The sequence below is a fragment of the Pseudomonas sp. IT-P44 genome, from assembly GCF_949768225.1.
GTDB classification, from domain to species: Bacteria; Pseudomonadota; Gammaproteobacteria; order Pseudomonadales; family Pseudomonadaceae; genus Aquipseudomonas; species Aquipseudomonas migulae.
In genome coordinates this window covers 137,970-159,710 of sequence record NZ_CATKQM010000101.1, presented here as the reverse complement: position 1 = coordinate 159,710, position 21,741 = coordinate 137,970, and the positions used below count along the sequence as shown (strand labels likewise).

The 21,741-nt window shown below is 59.9% G+C and carries 20 protein-coding genes; 7 read left to right on the top strand and 13 right to left on the bottom strand.

From position 1 onward, the window contains the following. Positions 1-27: 27 nt before the first annotated feature. The gene (gene betI / locus ACM6IO_RS29765; RefSeq protein WP_008033272.1) at positions 28-621 is read right to left on the bottom strand and encodes a transcriptional regulator BetI; all 594 of its coding nucleotides are present in this window, start codon (positions 619-621) and stop codon (positions 28-30) included. Positions 622-1,000: 379 nt separating this feature from the next. On the opposite strand from betI, the gene ACM6IO_RS29760 reads away from it, so the two are divergent. After that, complete coding sequence (locus ACM6IO_RS29760; RefSeq protein ID WP_414912724.1) at positions 1,001-2,950, top strand: BCCT family transporter; 1,950 nt, start codon at positions 1,001-1,003, stop codon at positions 2,948-2,950. Positions 2,951-3,152: 202 nt separating this feature from the next. Here ACM6IO_RS29760 and choV read toward each other — a convergent pair whose 3' ends face one another. From choV to ACM6IO_RS29745, 3 genes are all read right to left on the bottom strand, one after another. Further along, the gene (gene choV / locus ACM6IO_RS29755) at positions 3,153-4,331 is read right to left on the bottom strand and encodes a choline ABC transporter ATP-binding protein (RefSeq protein ID WP_008044794.1); all 1,179 of its coding nucleotides are present in this window, start codon (positions 4,329-4,331) and stop codon (positions 3,153-3,155) included. After that, positions 4,328-5,173: a choline ABC transporter permease subunit gene (gene choW, locus ACM6IO_RS29750; protein ID WP_008033268.1), complete on the bottom strand. Its 846-nt coding sequence runs from the start codon at positions 5,171-5,173 to the stop codon at positions 4,328-4,330. Before choW ends, choV begins: the two co-directional genes overlap by 4 nt. A gap of 66 nt (positions 5,174-5,239) precedes the next feature. Next, positions 5,240-6,187: a choline ABC transporter substrate-binding protein gene (locus ACM6IO_RS29745; protein WP_008033267.1), complete on the bottom strand. Its 948-nt coding sequence runs from the start codon at positions 6,185-6,187 to the stop codon at positions 5,240-5,242. Positions 6,188-6,624: 437 nt separating this feature from the next. Between ACM6IO_RS29745 and ACM6IO_RS29740 the strand changes: the two genes are divergently transcribed. Continuing rightward, positions 6,625-8,001 carry an L-serine ammonia-lyase gene (locus tag ACM6IO_RS29740; RefSeq protein ID WP_207284848.1) on the top strand — a complete coding sequence of 459 codons (1,377 nt, stop codon included), beginning with the start codon at positions 6,625-6,627 and terminating at the stop codon, positions 7,999-8,001. Positions 8,002-8,519: 518 nt separating this feature from the next. Then, positions 8,520-9,623: a GlxA family transcriptional regulator gene (locus tag ACM6IO_RS29735; RefSeq protein ID WP_008033265.1), complete on the top strand. Its 1,104-nt coding sequence runs from the start codon at positions 8,520-8,522 to the stop codon at positions 9,621-9,623. On the opposite strand, the gene aac(6') is transcribed toward ACM6IO_RS29735, so the two are convergent. The 7 genes from aac(6') to ACM6IO_RS29700 all read right to left on the bottom strand — a co-directional run bounded on the left by aac(6') (position 9,624) and on the right by ACM6IO_RS29700 (position 15,574). Then, complete coding sequence (gene aac(6'), locus ACM6IO_RS29730; RefSeq protein WP_192227583.1) at positions 9,624-10,070, bottom strand: aminoglycoside 6'-N-acetyltransferase; 447 nt, start codon at positions 10,068-10,070, stop codon at positions 9,624-9,626. Between the two features lie 54 nt (positions 10,071-10,124). Beyond that, the gene (locus tag ACM6IO_RS29725) at positions 10,125-10,388 is read right to left on the bottom strand and encodes a hypothetical protein (RefSeq protein WP_008033263.1); all 264 of its coding nucleotides are present in this window, start codon (positions 10,386-10,388) and stop codon (positions 10,125-10,127) included. Positions 10,389-10,760: 372 nt separating this feature from the next. Next, the gene (locus tag ACM6IO_RS29720) at positions 10,761-11,924 is read right to left on the bottom strand and encodes a gamma-butyrobetaine dioxygenase (RefSeq protein WP_414912711.1); all 1,164 of its coding nucleotides are present in this window, start codon (positions 11,922-11,924) and stop codon (positions 10,761-10,763) included. Between the two features lie 13 nt (positions 11,925-11,937). Next, entirely contained in the window at positions 11,938-12,414 is a 477-nt protein-coding gene (locus ACM6IO_RS29715; protein ID WP_414912710.1) for a thioesterase family protein, read from the bottom strand. 137 nt (positions 12,415-12,551) lie between these two features. Then, a complete protein-coding gene (locus ACM6IO_RS29710; protein ID WP_008044808.1) occupies positions 12,552-13,517 on the bottom strand; it encodes an L-carnitine dehydrogenase in 966 nt (321 codons plus the stop codon). Positions 13,518-13,652: 135 nt separating this feature from the next. Next, positions 13,653-14,540, bottom strand: a complete 888-nt coding sequence (locus ACM6IO_RS29705; protein ID WP_414912709.1) for a 3-keto-5-aminohexanoate cleavage protein — start codon at positions 14,538-14,540, stop codon at positions 13,653-13,655. Between the two features lie 89 nt (positions 14,541-14,629). Continuing rightward, the gene (locus ACM6IO_RS29700) at positions 14,630-15,574 is read right to left on the bottom strand and encodes a choline ABC transporter substrate-binding protein (protein ID WP_008033257.1); all 945 of its coding nucleotides are present in this window, start codon (positions 15,572-15,574) and stop codon (positions 14,630-14,632) included. Positions 15,575-15,768: 194 nt separating this feature from the next. On the opposite strand from ACM6IO_RS29700, the gene ACM6IO_RS29695 reads away from it, so the two are divergent. Further along, entirely contained in the window at positions 15,769-16,716 is a 948-nt protein-coding gene (locus tag ACM6IO_RS29695) for a GlxA family transcriptional regulator (RefSeq protein WP_008033255.1), read from the top strand. A gap of 132 nt (positions 16,717-16,848) precedes the next feature. Here the strand turns inward: ACM6IO_RS29695 and ACM6IO_RS29690 are convergent, their stop codons facing one another. Continuing rightward, positions 16,849-17,265: a DUF3010 family protein gene (locus ACM6IO_RS29690; protein WP_008033254.1), complete on the bottom strand. Its 417-nt coding sequence runs from the start codon at positions 17,263-17,265 to the stop codon at positions 16,849-16,851. 80 nt (positions 17,266-17,345) lie between these two features. Further along, positions 17,346-17,747: a lysozyme inhibitor LprI family protein gene (locus ACM6IO_RS29685; RefSeq protein WP_223413619.1), complete on the bottom strand. Its 402-nt coding sequence runs from the start codon at positions 17,745-17,747 to the stop codon at positions 17,346-17,348. 235 nt (positions 17,748-17,982) lie between these two features. Here ACM6IO_RS29685 and ACM6IO_RS29680 point away from each other — a divergent pair, with 235 nt between their 5' ends. The 3 genes from ACM6IO_RS29680 to dgcA all read left to right on the top strand — a co-directional run bounded on the left by ACM6IO_RS29680 (position 17,983) and on the right by dgcA (position 21,645). Next, entirely contained in the window at positions 17,983-18,960 is a 978-nt protein-coding gene (locus ACM6IO_RS29680; protein WP_008033250.1) for a dipeptidase, read from the top strand. Positions 18,961-19,038: 78 nt separating this feature from the next. Next, complete coding sequence (locus tag ACM6IO_RS29675; RefSeq protein ID WP_008033249.1) at positions 19,039-19,569, top strand: DUF5943 domain-containing protein; 531 nt, start codon at positions 19,039-19,041, stop codon at positions 19,567-19,569. A gap of 15 nt (positions 19,570-19,584) precedes the next feature. After that, on the top strand, positions 19,585-21,645 hold the full coding sequence (gene dgcA, locus ACM6IO_RS29670) for a dimethylglycine demethylation protein DgcA (RefSeq protein ID WP_008033247.1): 2,061 nt from the start codon (positions 19,585-19,587) through the stop codon (positions 21,643-21,645). The last annotated feature ends 96 nt before the right edge of the window (positions 21,646-21,741 follow it).

Sequence of the window (21,741 nt, the reverse complement as noted above, 5' to 3'; positions counted from 1 at the left end):
TCAGGGGTTGAGCGTTTTATGTGTGCTCTAACTCACCTGCTTGGCCAGTTGGAAATCCATGTATTCGTAAGCGATCCGGTGCGCCTGTTCCGTGTCGAAAGCATCTCCCGACAGCGCGCCGCGCAACCACAAACCGTCAATCAACGCCGCCAGGCCCCGGGCTGCACTGCGCGCGTCATCGAGCGGCAATACGCGGCGGAACTGGCAGCACAGGTTGGAATACAGACGGTGATCGTTGATCCGCTGCAACCTGTGCAAAGACGGGTGGTGCATGCTGGTGGCCCAGAAGGCCAGCCAGGTTTTCATTGCCGGGCCATTGACCTGGCTGGCGTCGAAGTTGCCTTCGATGATCACCTGCAGATGCGCCCGCGGGCTGGCATCTGTCAGCGCCTGACGGCGCGCGGTGACGTTCTCGCTGAGGACACTCATCAGGTACTGCGCCGTGGCAGCGATCAGGCCGTTCTTGTCCTGAAAATAGTGACTGATGATGCCGTTCGAGACACCGGCCAAACGGGCGATCAGCGCAATGCTGGCGTCCCCCATTCCGACCTGATCGACGGCCAGCAAGGTGGCTTCGATCAATTGCTGGCGGCGGATGGGTTGCATACCGACCTTGGGCATCTTGCACATCTCCTTAGGCCTTCCGGCAGACGCAAAACGTCTATCGGATTGAGGGCCAGTCTATTTTGTTTTGATTGAACGTTCAATCAACAAAGAATAAGATCTGCGACAAATCGTCGCTGCTTACAGGTTTTTCCTACGTGTAAATGGCGATAACCCGACATCCAAAACGGCTCGAAACCCCTACGCACTGGTGCTTAAGGGTTTCGGGCTTTTTTCGGGTTGTCTTTATATCACCCGCCGGTCGGCTGCCAACTAACCGATTGGTCGGGTAACGCGCTGCCTTGTGTTCTTCTCTCGCACTGCCTGGAGCATCTGTGCCATGAGTTCTGCCTCTCTAATAAAGACCCCGCCCGAGAAGGTGACGGTCAACGGTTGGGTGTTCTACACCTCTACCGCGCTGATTCTGCTGTTGACCGCCATTCTGATCATCGCCCCGCAAGAGGCTGGCAGATTGCTCGGTATCGCCCAGGCCTGGCTGTCCCGCAGCTTTGGCTGGTACTACATGGTGGTGATCGCCGCTTACCTGGTATTTGTGGTCGGCCTGGCGTTTTCGTCCTACGGCAAGCTCAAACTGGGCAGCAAGGACGACACCCCGGACTTCAGCTACGGCGCCTGGGCGGGGATGCTGTTCTCCTCGGGTATCGGCATCTCGCTGTTGTACTTCGGTGCGTCCGAGCCGCTGGACCACTACTTCAACCCGCCGGAAGGCGTTTCGGCCAGCAACCTGGCCGCACGTCAGGCGGTACAGCTGACCTTCCTGCACTGGGGCCTGCACGGCTGGGCGATCTACGCATTGGTCGGTCTGGCCGTGGCGTACTTTGCCTACCGTCATAACCAGCCGCTGGCGTTGCGTTCGGCGCTGTATCCGCTGGTCGGTGAGCGTTGGGTCAAAGGCGCGGCCGGTAACGCGGTGGACGGCTTCGGCATGTTCGTGACCCTGTTGGGTCTGGTGACAAACCTGGGGATCGGTTCGTTGCAAGTGTCGTCGGGCCTTGAAAACCTGTTCGGCATGGAACACAGCAACACCAACCTGCTGATCGTGATCATCGTGATGAGCACCGTGGCGACCATCGCTGCCGTGTCCGGCGTGGAAAACGGCATCCGTCGTCTGTCCAACCTGAACATCGTGCTGTTCAGCGGCCTGCTGATTTTCGTGCTGCTGTTTGGCCCGACCTTGCACCTGCTCAACGGCTTCGTGCAAAACGTCGGTGACTACCTGAACGGCGTGGTGCTGAAGACCTTCGACCTCTATGTGTACGAAGGCGACAGTGAGAAGTCCGACCGCTGGTTGGGCCTGTGGACTCTGTTCTACTGGGCCTGGTGGATTTCCTGGGCCCCATTCGTAGGCATGTTCATCGCGCGTATTTCCCGTGGTCGTACCGTGCGTGAACTGGTGGCCGGCGTGCTGCTGATCCCGCTGGGTTTCACCCTGGCGTGGCTGTCGATCTTCGGTAACTCGGCCCTGGACCTGGTGATGAACCACGGGGCGGTGGAGCTCGGGAAGACGGCGCTGCAACAGCCGTCCATGGCGATCTACCAGTTGCTTGAGCATTACCCGGCGTCGAAAGTGGTGATCGGCGTGTCGATTTTCGTCGGTTTCGTGCTGTTCCTGACCCCGGCGGATTCCGGCGCGGTGATGATGGCCAACCTTTCGTGCAAGGGCGGCAACGTCGACGAAGATGCGCCGCACTGGCTGCGGATCTTCTGGTCCGTTGTGATCACCCTGGTGACCATCGGCCTGCTGTTCGCCGGTAACTTCGAAGCCATGCAAACCATGGTGGTGCTGGCCGGTCTGCCGTTCTCGGTGGTGCTGGTGTTCTTCATGTTCGGCTTGCACAAGGCCATGCGCCAGGACGTGCAGATCGAACAGGAGCAAGCGGAACTGGCGGCGCGCGGTCGTCGTGGTTTCAGCGAGCGTCTGACTCAGTTGGACCTGCAACCGAATCAGTCGATTGTTCAGCGTTTCATGGACAAGCAAGTCAGCCCGGCGCTGGAAGAGGCCGTGGTGCAATTGCGTGGTAAAGGCCTGGACGTGCAAACGTTGCTGGGCAAGTCCAAGCGTTGCATGGGCGTGCGCATCGAGATGGAAGAGGGCAACCCTTTTGTCTACGAAGTGAGCCTGGACGGCTATCTGGCAGCGGCGAGCGACACGGTGTCGGCTGAAAGTGCCGATGAACCTCGCGCCCGTTACTACCGCGCCGAGGTGTACCTGCACAACGGCAGTCAGGACTACGACCTGATGGGCTTCACTCAGGATCAGATCACTCGTGACGTGCTCGATCAGTTTGAAAGCCATCGGCAGCTCCTTGGCCGGGTTTATAGCTAATAAGTTGTAAGTGACGCGGTGTTTCAGTCTGAAGCACCGCGTCGTGTTCTTCGCGGGCAAGCCTCGCTCCTACAGGTTTACGCTGGCCTTGTAGGAGCGAGGCTTGCCCGCGAAGGGGCCCGATGGGGCAATACACATCTCCCTCGATATCCCACAAACAAAAACGCCGCGATCCTGTCGCGGCGTTTTTGTGTGTGTTGCCTTACCCCAGGTTCTTGCCGAGCAGTGCGTGATACAGCTCGCTGTCGCCGAGAATCCCGACCACTTTGTTGTTGTCGTGCAGCACCAGTTTGTTGCCGGTGTGATAACGAATCTGCAGCGCATCGCGCATGCCGATGTTGGAGTCCACCAGCGTTGGGCGACGGCCCAGGCCTTCGACGGCTTGCCCCGGGATCCAGTTCTGCAGGTCCAGGCTCGCACCGTTCTGGCGTGCGCCTTTGATGGTGTTGCCTTCCGCCAGGTCCAGCCACGAATCGCCGCCCGGATCCAGGCAGACCGAACCGTTGATGCGCTTGCAGTTGTCCAGGGTGCGCATCAGGCTGCGACCGCACAAAACGTTCAGCGGATTGGTGTGGGCGACAAAGGTCCGCACATAGTCGTCCGCTGGGTTGAGAACGATTTCTTCCGGCTTGCTGTACTGGACGATCCGACCGTCTTTCATGATCGCGATACGGCTGCCCAGTTTCAGTGCTTCATCGAGGTCGTGGCTCACGAAGACGATGGTTTTGTTCAGCTTGCTTTGCAGCTCCAGCAGTTCGTCCTGCAGGCCTTGGCGGATCAATGGGTCGAGGGCCGAAAACGGTTCGTCCATCAGCAGAATGTCGGCGTCCATCGCCAGCGCGCGGGCCAGGCCCACACGTTGTTGCATACCGCCGGAAAGCTCGTTGGGTTTCTTGTTGCGCCATTGGGTCAGGCCCACCAGCTCAAGTTTTTCATCGACCAGTCGTTTGCGTTCCTTCTCCGGCCGACCCTGCATTTCCAGACCGAAACTGATGTTCTCGCGCACCGTCAGCCATGGCATCAGGGCGAACTTCTGGAACACCATCGCAATGCGCTTGGTGCGCATCATTTTCAGTTCCGCCGGGGTGCAGGAAGCGATGTCGATCTGCTTGCCTTCATGCTCGACGAACAGCTTGCCACGGCTCACGGTGTTGAGGCCGTTGATGCAACGCAGCAGGCTGGATTTGCCGGAGCCGGACAGGCCCATCAGCACGCAGATTTCGCCTTTCTCGATATCCAGGCTGGCCTTTTCGACGCCGACGATCTGCCCGGTCTTTTTCAGGATCTCGTTACGGGTCATGCCCTGGTCGAGAAGTTTCAAGGCTTCGCGCGGATCTTTGGTGAAGATCACGTCGACGTCTTCGAAGCGAATAATGCTCATGCGTCACCCCCTACTTTAGCGTCGGGTTGTTTGCAGATACGGTCGAGCATGATCGCCAGCAATACGATCGCCAGGCCTGCTTCGAAGCCCAGGGCGATATCAGCAGTGTTCAGTGCGTTGACCACGGGTTTGCCCAGGCCGTCGGCGCCCACCAGTGCCGCAATCACCACCATCGACAACGACAGCATGATGCACTGGGTGATACCGGCCGCGATGCTTGGCATGGCGTGGGGCAATTCAATCCGTGAGAGCAGCTGACGTCGCGAGCAGCCAAAGGCTTTGCCTGCGTCCATCAATTCTTCCGGGACATCGCGAATACCCAGGTAGGTCAGGCGGATAGGCGCGGCAATCGCGAACACCACCGTGGAGATCAGACCCGGGACCACACCCAGACCGAAGAGGGTCAGGGTAGGAATGAGGTAAACGAAGGTCGGTACGGTCTGCATCAGATCGAGCACCGGACGCATCAGGGTGTAGAACATCGGTTTGTGCGCGGCGACGATGCCCAGCGGCACGCCGATGACCACGCAGACCAGGGTGGCGAACAACACCTGGGCGAGGGTTTCCATGGTTTCCTGCCAGTACCCCAGATTGAGGATCAGCAGGAAGGAGGCGATGACGAAAGCAGTCAGCCCCCATTTTCGTTGAATAAAGTGTGCCAGTAGCGCGATGAGGCCGATCAATGCCAGCGGGTTGAACCAGGTCAGCGCAAAAGTCACGCCGTGGATCATCGTTTCCAGTGACACGGCGATTGCGTCGAAGGTGTTGGCGCCGTGTTGCGTCAACCATTCAACGAAGCCCGCGATGTACTGGCCTAGAGGTATTTTCTGATCAATCAGCATGGTAGTGAACGTCCGCATGCAAGGAAATAAACAGCCCGGGCGGGCGAGCCCGCCCGGCGTAAGCGATTACTGCGCGAGCTTGGCTTTAACGGCCTCCAGGCCTGGTTTACCGTCAATGGTGGTCACGCCAGCGAGCCAGGTATCGAGCACCTGTGGATTCTTCTTCAGCCAGGCCTTGGCGGCCGCGTCAGGCTTCATTTTGTCGTCCAGGACGTTGCCCATCAGCGTGCTTTCCATGTCGAGGGTGAACACCAGGTTTTTCAGCAACTGTCCAACGTTGCTGCATTCCTGGGCATAACCCTTGCGGGTATTAGTGAAGATGGTCGCCTGACCGAAGTTGGGGCCGAAGAACTCGTCGCCGCCAGTCAGGTACTTCATCTTGAATCGTGTGTTCATCGGGTGCGGTTCCCAGCCCAGGAACACCACGGCGGTGTTGCGGCGCTGGGCGCGATCGACTTGCGAGAGCATGCCGGCTTCGCTGGATTCGACCACCTTGAAACCGGCGGCTTTCAAGCCGAAGGCGTCTTTGTCGATCATGCTCTGGATCAGACGGTTGCCGTCGTTACCCGGTTCGATGCCATAGATCTTGCCGTCGAGTTCTTTCTTGAACTTGGCGATGTCGGCGAAATCTTTCAGACCTTTGTTATACAACTCTTCCGGGACGGCGAGTGTGTATTTTGCGTTTTCGAGGTTGGCACGCAGGGTGTCCACGGTGCCGGCGTCGCGGTAGGCCTTGATGTCGTTTTCCATGGTCGGCATCCAGTTACCCAGGAATACGTCCATGTTCTTGCCGTCGGCCAGCGACTTGTAGGTCACCGGCACGGAAATCATTGTGGTTTTGGTTTTGTAGCCCAGGGCATCGAGCACGACGCTGGTGGTGGCGGTGGTGACAGTAATGTCAGTCCAGCCGACATCGGAGAAGTTTACGGTACTGCACTGAGCGGGTTCTGCGGCTTGAGCCAGTAACGGCAGACTCAGCATGGCGGCCAACAACAACGACGGGGAACCTTTCATGGATGGACTCCTTGGTGTTTTTTTTGGCAGTGTTCCGACTGTGGACCACCGCACTTATAGGTTGCGGTTGGATGGCGTTTTGGAGACAGCTCTACCACGGCGCCTTGCAATCGAGTCGATACGATCATGTACCAGTGAAAATCTGACGCCTACAGGGTGCGTCGTATCCAGTACAGGGATGGTCGCATCCAGTGTCGGTGACGTCGTTTACAGATTTTTTCAGCCCCGTTTGCCCACCTGAGCCGCAAAAAAACGGCGAAAAAGCAGCGTAAAACGCACACGGCGCTGGTGGACAAGAGTGCGTCGGTACTGGACGTCGAGCGACACGGTAAAAGCCTGATGATGCAGCCATACCGGCGGATTGCAGCTTGAGCGTAGCAGCTCCGTCACCGGGCGCTTTTGCGCCTGGAGTTGGCATATCCAGGAGTTCGGCAGTAATGGCTATCAGCGTTTTCGACCTGTTCAAAATCGGCATCGGCCCTTCCAGTTCGCACACCGTGGGGCCGATGCGCGCCGCGGCGCTGTTCGTGCAAGGTTTGCGTGAACAGGGGCTTTTGGAGCAAGTGCGGCGTGTCGAGGTCCAGCTTTATGGTTCGTTGTCGGCCACCGGCATTGGGCACGGCAGCGACAACGCGGTGATCATGGGCCTGATGGGCGAATGGCCGGACGCGATCGACCCGTCGCAAATCGGCATCCGCATTGAAACCCTGCGCGAAACCCACACCCTGCTGCTGGACGGCCGCTTGCCGGTGCCGTTCATCTGGGCGCGGGACATGCGCCTGATCGACGAAAACCTGCCGTTCCATCCGAACGCCATGACCCTGGTCGCCGAAGGCGATGACGGTGAGCTGCATCGCGACACCTACTATTCCGTCGGCGGCGGCTTTGTCGTCGATGAAGCGCAAGCCACCAGCGGTGTGGTGGATCTGGATCGCACGGTGTTGCCGTACGATTTCTCCAGCGCCGCCGAGCTGCTCAGCCTCTGCCAGAAGCACAACCTGCGCGTGGCCGAATTGATGATGGCCAACGAGAAGGTCTGGCGCAGCGAAGACGAAATCCGCGCCGGCCTGATGAAACTCTGGCGGGCCATGCAGGATTGCGTCGAGCAAGGCCTCAAGCACGAAGGCATCCTGCCGGGTGGCCTGAACGTGCGCCGTCGCGCGGCCAAATTGCACCGCAGCCTGCAAGAACTGAACAAACCCAACGTCATCGGCTCGACCCTGAGCGCGATGGAATGGGTCAACCTGTTCGCCCTCGCGGTCAACGAAGAAAACGCGGCCGGTGGGCGCATGGTCACGGCGCCGACCAATGGCGCGGCGGGGATCATTCCGGCGGTGTTGCACTACTTCATGAAGTTCAGCGAGGTGGTGACGGACGCCAACGTGGTCGACTATTTCCTCGGTGCCGCAGCGGTGGGGATTCTGTGCAAGAAGAACGCCTCCATCTCCGGCGCGGAAGTCGGTTGCCAGGGCGAAGTCGGATCGGCTTGCGCGATGGCGGCGGCCGGGTTGGCGGAGATTCTCGGCGCCACGCCGGAGCAGCTGTGCAACGCGGCGGAAATCGGCCTGGAACACAACCTCGGCCTGACCTGCGACCCGGTCGGCGGGTTGGTGCAGGTGCCGTGCATCGAGCGCAACGCGATTGCTGCGGTGAAAGCGATCAACGCGGCGCAGATGGCGTTGCGTGGCGACGGCCAGCACTTTATTTCGCTGGACCGTGTTATCCGCACCATGCGGGATACCGGGGCGGATATGCATGACAAATATAAAGAGACATCGCGGGGCGGGTTGGCGGTTAGCGCGGTTGAGTGCTGAGACCGAGGCGATCCCATTCGCGAGCAAGCTTCGCTCCTACAGGGATCGTGCGGTGCTCTTGTAGGAGCGAGGCTTGCCCGCGAAGACGTCAGACCAGTCAAAACTGCGCGCTAAGTGAACACCGGATTGAAAACGCGCCACGTTTTGGCGCGTCGCTTACAGATAAGCGCATTGCAACACGTCAGGGATCCAAACCGGCCCTGACCGTCCGTCCCCTGTGCCTGCGGTGACACTCTTTCCGAAGTCGTCGCAGGCCTGTTCCCACAAGTGCTACCGATTTGCTCACACGCAACGCGGCAGAGCGCTTGACCCTGTGAATGCCACTTATAACCCCTACTCGTGACGCGGCTTATATAGACAGGCTGCGACGTCGTTTTCAGGAGTTATTGAACACGTATTCAATTTTAGGCATGGCAATTGCTCTGTCATTACAAAGCCCGTCTCCCACGCGAGAACGATGGCAATAACAAGAGCCTCCGCCTGAGGCCATCACCTGCTTTGTGTGAGGAGATACCGCGATGACGACGTTCAACTCCGGGGCTCAACCCCAGAACCGTGCGCCTCAATCCATCGGCTTTCTGCTGCTGGACAATTTCACGCTTATTTCTCTGGCCTCCGCCGTAGAACCCCTGCGCATGGCCAACCAATTGTCCGGTCGCGAGCTGTATCGCTGGACCACGCTCACCGTCGATGGCGGTCAGGTCTGGGCCAGTGACGGTCTGCAGATCACCCCCGACGCCTCCATGCACAAAGCACCTTCCATGGACACCATCATTGTCTGCGGCGGTATCGGTATTCAGCGCACGGTAACTCGCGAACACGTCTCATGGCTGCAAAGCCAGGCGCGTCAATCCAAGCGTCTGGGTGCGGTCTGCACCGGCAGCTGGGCCCTGGCGTGCGCCGGCCTGCTGGACGGTTTCGATTGCAGCGTGCACTGGGAATGTCTGGCCTCGATGCAGGAAGCTTTCCCGCGTGTGGCGATGAGTACCCGCCTGTTCACCCTCGACCGTAACCGTTTCACCAGCTCCGGCGGCACCGCGCCGCTGGACATGATGCTGCACCTGATCAGCCGCGATCACGGGCGTGAACTGTCCGCCGCGATTTCGGAGATGTTCGTCTACGAGCGTATCCGCAACGAACAGGATCACCAGCGCGTGCCGCTCAAGCACATGCTCGGCACCAACCAGCCGAAGTTGCAGGAAATCGTCGCGCTGATGGAAGCCAACCTCGAAGAGCCGATCGATCTCGACGAACTGGCGGTGTACGTCGCCGTGTCACGTCGGCAACTCGAGCGGTTGTTCCAGAAATACCTGCACTGCTCGCCGTCGCGTTACTACCTGAAACTGCGCCTGATCCGTGCTCGGCAGTTGCTCAAGCAAACGCCGATGTCGATCATCGAAGTAGCGTCGGTGTGCGGTTTCGTATCCACGCCGCACTTCTCCAAGTGCTACCGCGAATACTTCGGCATTCCGCCGCGTGACGAACGCGTAGGCTCCAACACCACGCAACAGGTGGCGATGATGCCGCTGCCGCAAGCATTGGTGCTGTCGCCGTTGTCCGGGCCGTTGTCGGCATTGAGTCAGGCGCGCAACGAGTCGACCTTCGCCAGCGTAAGGCTCTGATCAGAGCTGACGCCTGAAAAACACGACGCGCTCGGTTTCCTCGAAACCGAGCGCCTTGTGCGTCTCCTGGCTCGGCAGGTTGTCGACGTCAGTGTCCGAGGCCATTTCCACGCATCCACGTTCCCGTCCCCATTGCGCCACGTGTTCGATCAGGCGTGCGGCCACTCCATGGCGGCGCTGCTGCGGCACCACGTAGATACCTTCCAGGAACACCACCGGCGAGCTGTCGGTGCCATTGACGTAATCGTGGCGCAATGAAGCTTCGGCCAGGCCGACGGGTTGCTCACCCGCGTCGTAGGCGACGAAGTTGATATAGCGTTGCGGCTGACGCAGCTGTTCGGCGATTTCGTCTCGATGCTCCTGTTCCGAAGCATCAGGCCAGAGTGCCTGGCGCAAAGGCAGCCAGCCCGCTTGTTCGCCGGACTGGCAGTGTTGGATTCGGAACATCAGCGATCGCTCGTGGTGGTCAGGAAGCCACCACTCTAGCAAACCGCCGACGTGTCAGGCGCGGTGGCTTTGTTGGTATTCAGCCAATGCCGGCAGCAGCTGCTTGTCGATGGCCTGACGCACTGCCGGCAGGATGGTCGCGCTGCTGGTGTACATCTGCTTGACCATGGTGCGCAGCACCGTCGCACGTTCGTTGTTCAATCCTCTTACCGCGCACTCGCAAGCCTGCTCGGCGGTGGAGCCGTTCGGTACTTGAAAGCCCAACGATTTCAGCTGGCCCAACAGGTCTTCCTGGTCAATCAAATCGGCGTGCATCATGACGCAATCCTTCTTCAGGGAACGGTGTCGTGGTTCGATTCTCGTAGGGGCCGTTGGCATCGGCAAGGACGATTTGTCGCAATGGCCGCAATACCTATGAACAGGTCGTTTTCGGCTAACTCGTGAAGGATAGGAGTGGGCACACTGGATTCAGCTGGCTTCACGAAGGTTTGGTCACCCTCGCGCAACGGCTCCTCAACAGTACCCACCTCTGCCCCGATCCTGTCACGGCTTGATCGGGGTTTTTTTTGCCTGTGAGTCAGGGAAATATGGGGTGTCTGAGATGACGCCTTCGCGGGCAAGCCTCGCTCCTACAGAAGCCACGCTAACTCTGTAGGAGCGAGGCTTGCCCGCGAAAAACGATGACGCGGTCTAGCGTTGTAGCACGAGGATCCGCGACAACAACTCATCCCGATCGACATAGCAGCCCTGGAAATGCCGGGCACCACTGGCGGGATCAAACGCATTGCGCGCATGCAGCGTGCGGCGGTTGTCGAAGCACCAGAGTTCGCCGGGGTTGAGCCGTTGCATCAGCCTGAACCGCCCCTCGCGAGTCATCGCAATAAACCGTCGATAAGCGCGATACAGCCGGGGCATCTCCTCCACCGACGCATCGAACGGCCCACGCAAAAAGTTCGCCATACGAATTTCAGACACCTGCCCCAGCGCGTCCAGAGCGATGATCGGAGCGAGGCAGCGATAGTCGCTGTGACGGTCCTTGTTGCGAAACTCCACGGGGATTTCGCACAGGGCCTTGAACGATTCGGGATCTTCCTCGCGCAGCGCTTGGGCGATGGCAAAACCGTCGACAAAAATACTCTCGCCACCGTCGGCGTCATTGACCAGGCAATGCAGAAATTGCAGCCCCGGTTGCAACTCGCGCGTCGGCAAATCGCTGTGCAACGGCAGGTTGAAAGCGGTGTAGGCGTTGCTGTCGGCATCGGCCTTGGATTGCACGTTGAACAGCACGCCGAAATTGCTCTCGCGGATGAAGGAAATCCGCTGGGCGATCAGCTTCAACGAACCGGGTTCGGTGGGCACGCCGCGCACTTGCGTCAGGCCGATATCGCGCACCGCCAACAGCCATTGCAACAAGGCGTCGTTGTCGTCCATCAGCGCTTGATAATCGAACACCGGCAGCGACAAGTCGCTTTTCCACAGACGGGATTTTGGCTTTGCGGCGCGGCGTTCTGCGCGGGACTCGTCGTCATAGGCGTGGGCCCGCAACCAGCCCGGATCGAAGCGGCTGAGGTGACCGTCCTGCCACTGGATGCAGAGGCAACCTTCAGGGTCGACGCTTGTCTCTGCGGGCATCAGGTCTTGCGCAACGTCGACGATTTCCAGCACCTGCTCACGGGTCACCGTGTAGACGCACTGCGGGCAAGGGCAGTTGTCACGCAACCACTGGTGGTGGAAGGGGCTGACACGGTCATCGGCCCATTTCACGAGAACGCGATCCGCCAGGGCCTGCACGCCACTGAGCGCGCTGATCAACGGATAAGTACGGAAGTCAGCAAAAGCGGCGGCGGTGTTCATGGCGATCTCCTTGTTATTTTTTTGGGGGTAAAGCGATCACTCGGCCAATGTAGTCAGGGGTGGGCAGGTCGGTTTGTTGCGCAACGATGGCTTGCAGCTTGCCCAGCGTTTCTTCGCTGAAAGGCGCGGAGCGGGGGCCGGCGAGGTCGACGTGCAGCAACATCTGCTCGTTGCCCGCCAGCTCTTTGTCGTCACCGACCAGGTGCAGGCTGTGATAGAGGTGCAGGCGTTTACTGTCGTGAGCGATGATCTGGGTGTGCACTTCTACGTCGGCGTCGAGCTTCACTTCATGCAGGTAATTGAGGTGCAGTTCGAGGGTGAACAGCGAATTGCCGCTGGCTTCGCGGTTGTTGCTGTCCATGCCCAGCCGGTCCATCAGCGCGTCGGTGGCGTAGCTGAAGATCAGCAGGTAAAACGCGTCGCGCAGGTGGCCGTTGTAGTCGACCCAGTCGGGGGTGATTTTGGTGCTGTAAGTCGTAAGAGCAGGCATGCGATCAGTTCCTGAGATAACAGAGAACCTGTAGGAGCGAGGCTTGCCCGCGAAGGCGGTATTCCTGCCACAAGAGATCCGTCGGATGTACCGGCCTCTTCGCGGGCAAGCCTCGCTCCTACAAGTGGCGGTGGGGGTTAGTCGGCGAACGCCATCCCGTGCTTCTCTTTGGTGGTCTTCACCGCCTCCAGCACCGCCAGCAGGCAGTCATCACGATAGCGCTCCAGCGCCGAAATGCTGTGTTTGCCCAACTGATCGCTGGTGCCATCCACCACATCATCGATCAGCTTGTCGGTCAGCTCCGGTGCCGGCAGATACGTCCACGGCAACTGCAACGCCGGCCCGAACTGTGCCATGAAATGGCGCATGCCAGCGTCGCCGCCCGCCAGGGTGTAGGTCAAAAACGTGCCCATGAACGACCAGCGCAGACCCGCACCAAAGCGAATCGCATCGTCGATTTCACCGGTGGTCGCCACACCGTCGTTGACCAGGTGCAGGGCCTCACGCCACAGCGCTTCGAGCAAACGGTCGGCGATGAATCCCGGCACTTCCTTGCGCACGTGCAGCGGGCGCATGCCCAAGGATTCGTAGACTTTCATGGCCGCTTGTACCGCTTCGGGGGCCGTGTTCTTGCCGCCGACCACTTCCACCAATGGCAGCAGGTAAACCGGGTTGAACGGGTGACCGACGACGCAGCGTTCCGGGTGGGTCGAGCTCTCGTAGAACTCGCTTGGCAACAGGCCCGAGGTGCTGGAGCCGATCAGTGCATTTGGTTTGGCTGCGGCGCTGATTTTGCTGTGCAGTTCCAGCTTCAGCTCCAGGCGTTCAGGGGCACTTTCCTGGATGAAATCGGCGTCGCGAACACACTCTTCGATGGTTGCGACAAAGCGCAGGCGATCCTGCGACGCGCCGGGTGCCAGGCCTTGTTTCTCCAGTGCGCCCCAGGCATTGGCGACGCGTTTGCGCAGCGCGGCTTCAGCTCCGGGCGCCGGGTCCCAGGCCACAACATCGAGGCCGTGGGCGAGGGCGCGGGACACCCAGCCGCTGCCGATGACACCGCTGCCCAGGGCGGCGAAGGTTTTGATTTCGGTGATGAAGGTCATGGCAACTTCCTAAAAAATTCGGTGATCTTTGTAGGAGCGAAGCTTGCTCGCGAAGGCGGTGTCTCAGCCGCAGACAGTGTGGCGGATGTACCGGCCTCTTCGCGGGCAAGCCTCGCTCCTACAAGTGAGGTGTGGTTAACCGCGCGTGGTCAGGCCCATTTTTGCCCGGCCCTCAGCCGGTGTCAGAACCCGGGCGCCGAGGCGGCTGAGGATTTCCGAGGCGCGTTCGACCAGTTGGCCATTGGTCGCCAACACGCCCTTGTCCAGCCAGATGTTGTCTTCCAGGCCGACCCGCACGTTGCCGCCCAGCAGCACCGCTTGCGCCGCCATCGGCATCTGCATGCGACCGATGCCGAACCCGGCCCACACGGCGTTTGCCGGCAGGTTGTCGACCATGGCTTTCATGGTGGTGGTGTCAGCCGGCGCGCCCCACGGGATGCCCAGGCACAGCTGGAACAGCGGGTCGTCGAGCAGGCCTTCCTTGATCATCTGCTTGGCGAACCACAGGTGACCGGTGTCGAAAATTTCCAGCTCGGCTTTCACGCCCAGCTCTTGAATGCGTTTGGCGCCTGCACGCAGCTGCGCCGGGGTGGAGACGTAAATGGTGTCGCCGTCGCCGAAGTTCAGGGTGCCGCAATCGAGGGTGCAGATTTCCGGCAGCAGTTCTTCGACGTGGGCCAGACGGGTCAGCGGGCCGACCAGATCGGTGTTCGGGCCGAACTCCATCGGGTTCTCGCCCGCACCGATTTCCAGGTCGCCGCCCATGCCGGCGGTGAGGTTGACGATGATGTCGACGTCAGCTTCGCGGATGCGCTCCATGACTTCGCGGTACAGCGCCACGTCACGGCTGAATTTGCCGGTTTGCGGGTTGCGAACGTGGCAATGGACCACGGTGGCGCCCGCCTTGGCGGCTTCCACGGCGGCAGCGGCGATTTGTTTCGGGGTGACCGGCACGTGTGGGCTTTTGCTGGTCGTGTCGCCAGCACCGGTAAGTGCGCAGGTGATGATGACGTCGTGGTTCATGAGGTGGTTCCTTGCAGGCGTGGTGGTCCCGTTCGCAGCCCGGTCGGGCTGCGAATCGGTGGTTCGGTTTGGGTCTGTTTGCTGAAGAGCTACTTGCTGGTCAGTTGCAGGTTTTCAGCTGCTGGTTTGCCATCGAAGGTGGTTACACCTTCCAGCCAGCGCTGCTTGTCTTGCGGGTGATCTTTGAGCCATTGCTTGGCCGATTCGAAGGCGTCCTTGTGATCCAGCAGCGGCTGCATCATCCGGCTCTCGTCTTCGGCGGTGTAGGTCAGGTTGCTCAGCAAGCGGCCGATGTTCGGGCATTGCTCGGCGTAGGTCGGCGAAGTGACGGTCCAGACAGTCGCCATGCCTTCGTTCGGGCCCAGGGCGTCGTCGCTACCGGTGAGGTAAGTCATCTTCACGTTGACGTTCATCGGGTGCGGCGCCCAGCCGAAGAACACGATGGCTTCGTTGCGTTTGGTCGCCCGGGTCACCGCCGACAGCATTCCGGCTTCGCTGGACTCGACCAGCTGGAATTTGCCGAGACCGAACTGGTTCTTGGCGATCATCTCTTTGATCTGCGTGTTGGCACCCGAGCCTGGCTCGATGCCGTAGATCTTGCCGCCCAGCTCTTTCTCGAATTTGGCGATGTCGGCGAAGGTTTTCAGGCCCTTGTCGGCGAGGTAAGTCGGAACCGCGAGGGTGGCGCGGGCGTCTTTCAGGCTGGGCGCCTCAAGCACTTTGACCTGCTTGCCATCGACGAACGGCGTGATGGTTTGAGTCATCAGCGGGTTCCAGTAGCCCAGGAACAGGTCCAGGCGCTGGTCGCGGATCCCGGCGAAAATGATTTGCTGGGAGGCGCTGGTTTGTTTGGTGTTGTAGCCGAGGCCGTCGAGCAAGACCTGGGTCATGGCGCTGGTGGCGATCACGTCGGTCCAGTTCACGACGCCCATGCGTACGTTCTGGCACGATGCAGGTTCGGCGGCCATGACGCTGGCGCTCAGGAAAGCGGTACCGCTGAGTGCAAGAACACAGCTGCTGATCAGTCGTTTCATCTCAGGTTTCCTCGGCAGTTCGTTATTGTGGGTCCGGTCGTCTTTGTGCGCCGGTGATGCCAAGTTACGCAGCTAAAGCCCGGTGAAAACGCACTGCGGCGACCAGCTCTTGCACTGCAGCGACCTGTCCACTTGAATGCCGCTCGCAAGTGGCGTATCAACAGCACACGCTACCCGCGAATCGAGTGCGCTCCATGTCCCAGGATTTCTACTTCATGTTGATGCCGGGTTTCTCGGCCATCGGTTTCATCTCGGCCATCGAGCCGTTGCGGGTCGCCAATCGATTTCGCGGCGAGCTGTATCGCTGGCACGTGCTGAGTGCGGATGGCGGGGCAGTGCTGGCCAGTAACGGCATGTCGGTCAACGCCGATGCAGCACTGGAACCGCTGAAGAAAGGCGCGACCTTATTGGTGGTTGCCGGTTTTGAACCGCTGAAATTCGCCACGCCAGCTCTGGAGCACTGGCTGCGCCGGCTGGACAACGAAGGCGTGACACTCGGCGCCATCGACACCGGCAGCTTCGTCCTCGCCGAGGCCGGCCTACTTGATGGGCACCGCCTGACACTGCATTGGGAAGCCATCGACGCGTTCAAGGAGTCTTATCCACAGCTCAGCGTCACTCAGGAGCTGTTCGAGATCGACCGCCGGCGCATTACCTCCGCCGGTGGCACCGCCTCCATCGACCTGATGCTCGACCTCATCGCCCAGGCCCACGGCCCGGAACTGGCGATCCAGGTCAGCGAACAATTCGTACTCGGCCGCATCCGCCCGCGCAAAGACCACCAGCGCATGGAAGTCGCCACGCGCTATGGCATCAGCAACAAGAAGCTCGTTCACGTGATCGGCGAGATGGAACAACACAGCGAACCGCCGCTGACCACGCTGGAGCTGGCGGAGTCGATCAAGGTGACGCGGCGGCAGTTGGAGCGATTGTTTCGGTTGCACTTGAACGACACACCGAGCAATTTCTACCTGCGGCTAAGGCTGGAGAAGGCGCGGCAGTTGTTGCGGCAGACCGATATGAGTGTGCTGGAAGTGAGTATTGCGTGCGGGTTTGAGTCGCCGTCGTACTTCACCCGCAGTTATCGGGCGAAGTTTGAGCGGTGTCCACGAGAAGACCGGCGACAAACCCAAAAGGCCTGACACTACCAACGGAAAAAAACCGAATCCTGTAGGAGCGAGGCTTGCCCGCGAAGAGGCCGCCTCAATCGAAATCACCGTCGTTTGACACTCCGCCTTCGCGGGCAAGCCTCGCTCCTACAGGTCGTGTCGCGTTTACTTTTTCATCAGTGCCGAACAGGCGGCTTTGTAAGCCTCATGCTGATACTTGTTCAGCGTCCCCGGCAGCTCAAAATCAAACTTCTTGTTCTGCGCATTGATCGTCTGCGGCGACAGCAGAATCACCTCGCAACTCTCCAGCAACTGAAAAACGCCCTCGATCTTGAACGTGGTCGGCCCGCCGGCGAATTCGCCTTTCTTGCTGCGCTTCTTGATCGCGATCCGGTCGATTGAATTCTCACGGACAAACGACGCCACCTGAGCGGCAAAGACTTTGACGTTGGCGGCTTCGTCGTCATCGTCGAGGGCGATTTTCTTGGTGTTCAGCGCGACGTGGCTCAGTACCTGATCGTCGAGGGAGGCCACGGCGATGATCGCTTCGCTGCCTTTGATTTCGATGCCGCAGATTTTCATTTGAATCCCTCTACCAAATTATGGTGTGCAGCTTACCGCTCGCGTTGGCAGGGTGTAGAAACAATAAGCTCAGCTCTTAATCACTCCTGCCCAATCGACTCCAAAAACTCCGACCGCTCATCACTCATCCGCGCCACGCAATCGTTCTGCGCAATAGTGAACGCCTTGCTGCCGCTGGTCGCCGGAAACGCTTCAACTGTGCAATCCGCATCCCGGGTTTTCAGCCATTGCTGCTGGGCGGCCTTGAGTTTGGCGGTGATGTCGGCCAGTTGTGTCGGGTTCTTGCCGTAGAGCGTTTGCATGCGCTCGGTCAGGCTCTGGTAGTTGTCTTTGAGCAGGTCTTCGGCGGTGGTTCGGCTGTAGACCGAGCATTCCAGGGTCTGGACTTCGTTTTCGACCGCATCGCAGGGGTTGATGTCGGACTCTTCAGCCGCCTGTACGCCGGTCGCTATCAGTGCCATTGCCAGTAAGATCGATTTCATTGCGCCTCAGCCCCTTTTTTTGGCCCAAATTCCGTAATGCGCCGAATTCTGGCCCATGCGCAAGTCCTTGAACAGGTGGCCTGCGACGTTCAACGACGACCCTTTGTCGCAGATTGACGCTTTCGGCAAACCCCCTGTCGTTTTTGCACCCGGCTGCACCGGTACTCAGGCATATGCTGGCCCCAAAGCGCCGGCACACGATTCGGCGCATGAATCGCTAATAGGGGACAGCCTGATGAGCCCAGCCGAATTGCACGCCGACAGCATCGTTATCGACGGGCTGATTATTGCCAAGTGGAACCGCGAGCTGTTTGAAGACATGCGCAAGGGCGGTCTGACCGCGGCCAACTGCACCGTGTCGGTGTGGGAGGGCTTTCAGGCCACCGTCAACAACATCGCCGCCAGCCAGAAGCTGATCCGCGAAAACAGCGACCTGGTGATTCCGGTTCGCACCACCGCCGACATCCGTAAAGCCAAGGAGCAGGGTAAGACCGGCATCCTGTTCGGTTTCCAGAATGCTCACGCCTTCGAAGACCAGATCGGCTATGTCGAGGTGTTCAAGCAGCTCGGCGTCGGTATCGTGCAGATGTGCTACAACACCCAGAACCTGGTCGGCACCGGTTGCTACGAGCGTGATGGCGGCCTGTCGGGCTTCGGTCGCGAAATCGTTGCCGAGATGAACCGCGTCGGGGTCATGTGCGACCTGTCCCACGTCGGTTCCAAGACTTCCGAAGAAGTCATCCTCGAATCGAAGAAACCGGTCTGCTACTCCCATTGCCTGCCGTCGGGTCTGAAAATTCACCCGCGCAACAAATCCGATGAAGAACTGAAGTTCATCGCCGACCACGGCGGTTTCGTCGGCGTGACCATGTTCGCGCCGTTCCTCGCCAAGGGCATCGATTCGACCATCGACGACTACGCCGAAGCCATCGAATACACCATGAACATCGTCGGCGAAGACGCCATCGGCATCGGCACCGACTTCACCCAGGGCCATGGTCAGGACTTCTTCGAATACCTGACCCATGACAAGGGCTACGCCCGCCGTCTGACCAGCTTCGGCAAGATCATCAACCCGCTGGGCATCCGCACCGTCGGCGAGTTCCCGAACCTGACCGAAACCCTGCTCAAGCGCGGCCATTCCGAGCGCGTGGTCCGCAAGATCATGGGCGAGAACTGGGTCAACGTCTTGAAAGATGTCTGGGGCGAATAAGCCGCCGCACCTCTGAATTCTTTCCCCCGGCCATCCGTGCCGGGGGCAACACCAAAATTTTTCTGGAGTTAAGTTTCCATGGCCAAGATCGCCCCGCAATTGCCTATCGAAGTCGACAGCGAAACCGGTGTCTGGACCTCCGACGCCCTGCCGATGCTGTACGTGCCGCGTCATTTCTTCGTCAACAACCACATGGGCATCGAGGAAGTGCTGGGCGCCGACGCCTACGCCGAAATTCTCTACAAGGCCGGCTACAAGTCCGCCTGGCACTGGTGTGAAAAAGAAGCTGAATGCCATGGCCTGGAAGGCGTCGCGGTGTTCGAGCACTACATGAAGCGCCTGTCGCAACGCGGCTGGGGCCTGTTCAAGATCCAGGACATCGACCTCGACAAAGGCACCGCCAGCGTCAAGCTTGAACACTCCGCTTTCGTCTACGTGTACGGCAAGGTCGGGCGCAAGGTCGACTACATGTTCACTGGCTGGTTTGCCGGTGCCATGGACCAGATTCTGCAAGCCCGCGGCAGCAAGATTCGCACCGTTGCCGAACAAGTCTACGGTGGCTCCGAAGAAGGCCACGACGACGGTTTGTTCACCGTCAAGCCGTTGTAAGTCGAGGAACCCGCCATGGCTTTCGAAGCAATGTTCCAGCCGATCCAGATCGGCAAACTGACCATCCGTAACCGCGTGCTCAGCACCGCGCATGCCGAGGTCTACGCGACCGACGGCGGCATGACCACCGATCGGTACGTCAAGTATTACGAAGAGAAAGCCAAGGGCGGGATCGGCCTGGCGATTTGCGGCGGTTCGTCCGTGGTGGCTATCGATAGCCCGCAGGAGTGGTGGAGTTCGGTGAACCTGTCCACCGACCGCATTATTCCGCACTTCCAGAATCTGGCCGACGCCATGCACAAGCACGGCGCCAAGATCATGATTCAGATTACCCACATGGGCCGGCGCTCGCGCTGGGACGGTTTCAACTGGCCGACGCTGATGTCGCCGTCCGGTATCCGTGAACCGGTGCACCGCGCCACCTGCAAAACCATCGAGCCGGAAGAGATCTGGCGGGTGATCGGCAACTACGCCCAAGCGGCCCGTCGTGCCAAGGCCGGTGGCCTGGACGGCGTTGAACTGTCGGCCGTGCACCAGCACATGATCGACCAGTTCTGGAGCCCGCGGGTCAACAAACGTACCGACGAATGGGGCGGCAGCTTCGAAGGCCGCATGAAGTTCGGTCTGGAAGTGTTGAAAGCCGTGCGCGCCGAGGTCGGTGACGATTTCTGCGTGGGCATGCGTATCTGTGGTGACGAATTCCACCCGGACGGCCTGTCCCACGAGGACATGAAGCAGATTGCCAAGTATTACGACGACACCGGCATGCTCGATTTCCTCGGCGTCGTGGGTTCGGGTTGCGACACCCACAACACCCTGGCCAACGTGATTCCGAACATGAGTTATCCGCCAGAGCCGTTCCTGCACCTGGCGGCCGGCATCAAGGAAGTGGTCAAGGTTCCGGTGCTGCACGCACAGAACATCAAGGACCCGAACCAGGCGACCCGTATTCTGGAGGGCGGTTACGTCGACATGGTCGGCATGACCCGCGCACACATCGCTGACCCGCACCTGATCGCCAAGATCAAGATGGGCCAGATCGACCAGATCAAACAATGCGTCGGCGCGAACTACTGCATCGACCGTCAGTATCAAGGCCTGGATGTGTTGTGCATCCAGAACGCGGCGACCTCCCGTGAATACATGGGCCTGCCGCACATCATCGAAAAAACCACCGGCGTGAAACGCAAGGTGGTGGTGGTCGGTGCCGGTCCTGCCGGGATGGAAGCCGCCCGAGTGGCCGCCGAACGTGGCCACGACGTGACCCTGTTCGAGAAAAAGGAATTCATTGGCGGGCAGATCACCACGGCGTCGAAAGCGCCGCAGCGTGACCAGATCGCCGGTATCACCCGCTGGTATCAGCTGGAACTGGCACGGTTGAAAGTTGACCTGCGCCTGGGCACTGCGGCTGATGCACCGACCATCATGGACCTGCGTCCGGATGTGGTGGTGCTGGCTGTCGGCGGCCATCCGTTCCTGGAGCAGAACGAACACTGGGGCGCGGCTGAAGGCCTGGTGGTCAGCAGCTGGGACGTGCTCGACGGCAAGGTCGCGCCGGGCAAGAACGTGCTGGTCTACGACACTATTTGCGAGTTCACCGGGATGTCGACCGCCGACTTCCTCGCCGACAAGGGCAGCCAGGTCGAGATCGTCACCGACGACATTAAGCCGGGCGTAGCGATTGGCGGTACGTCGTTCCCGACTTACTACCGCAGCATGTACCCGAAAGAAGTGATCATGACCGGGGACATGATGCTGGAGAAGGTCTACCGCGAAGGCGACAAGCTGGTGGCGGTGCTGGAAAACGAATACACCGGCGCCAAAGAGGAGCGGGTGGTCGACCAGGTGGTCGTGGAAAACGGCGTGCGCCCGGACGAAGAAATCTACTACGCGCTGAAGGACGGTTCGCGTAACAAAGGCCAGATCGACGTCGAAGCCTTGTTCGCGATCAAGCCGCAGCCATGCCTTGAGCAGAGCGGTGACGGCTACCTGCTGTTCCGCATCGGCGACTGCGTGGCCCAGCGTAACGTGCACGCGGCGATCTACGACGCGCTGCGGCTGTGCAAGGATTTCTAAGAGCTTGTGGATAACCCTGTAGGAGCGAGGCTTGCCCGCGAAGGCGTCCTGACATTCAACATTGTTGTCGGCTGACCCATCGCATTCGCGGGCAAG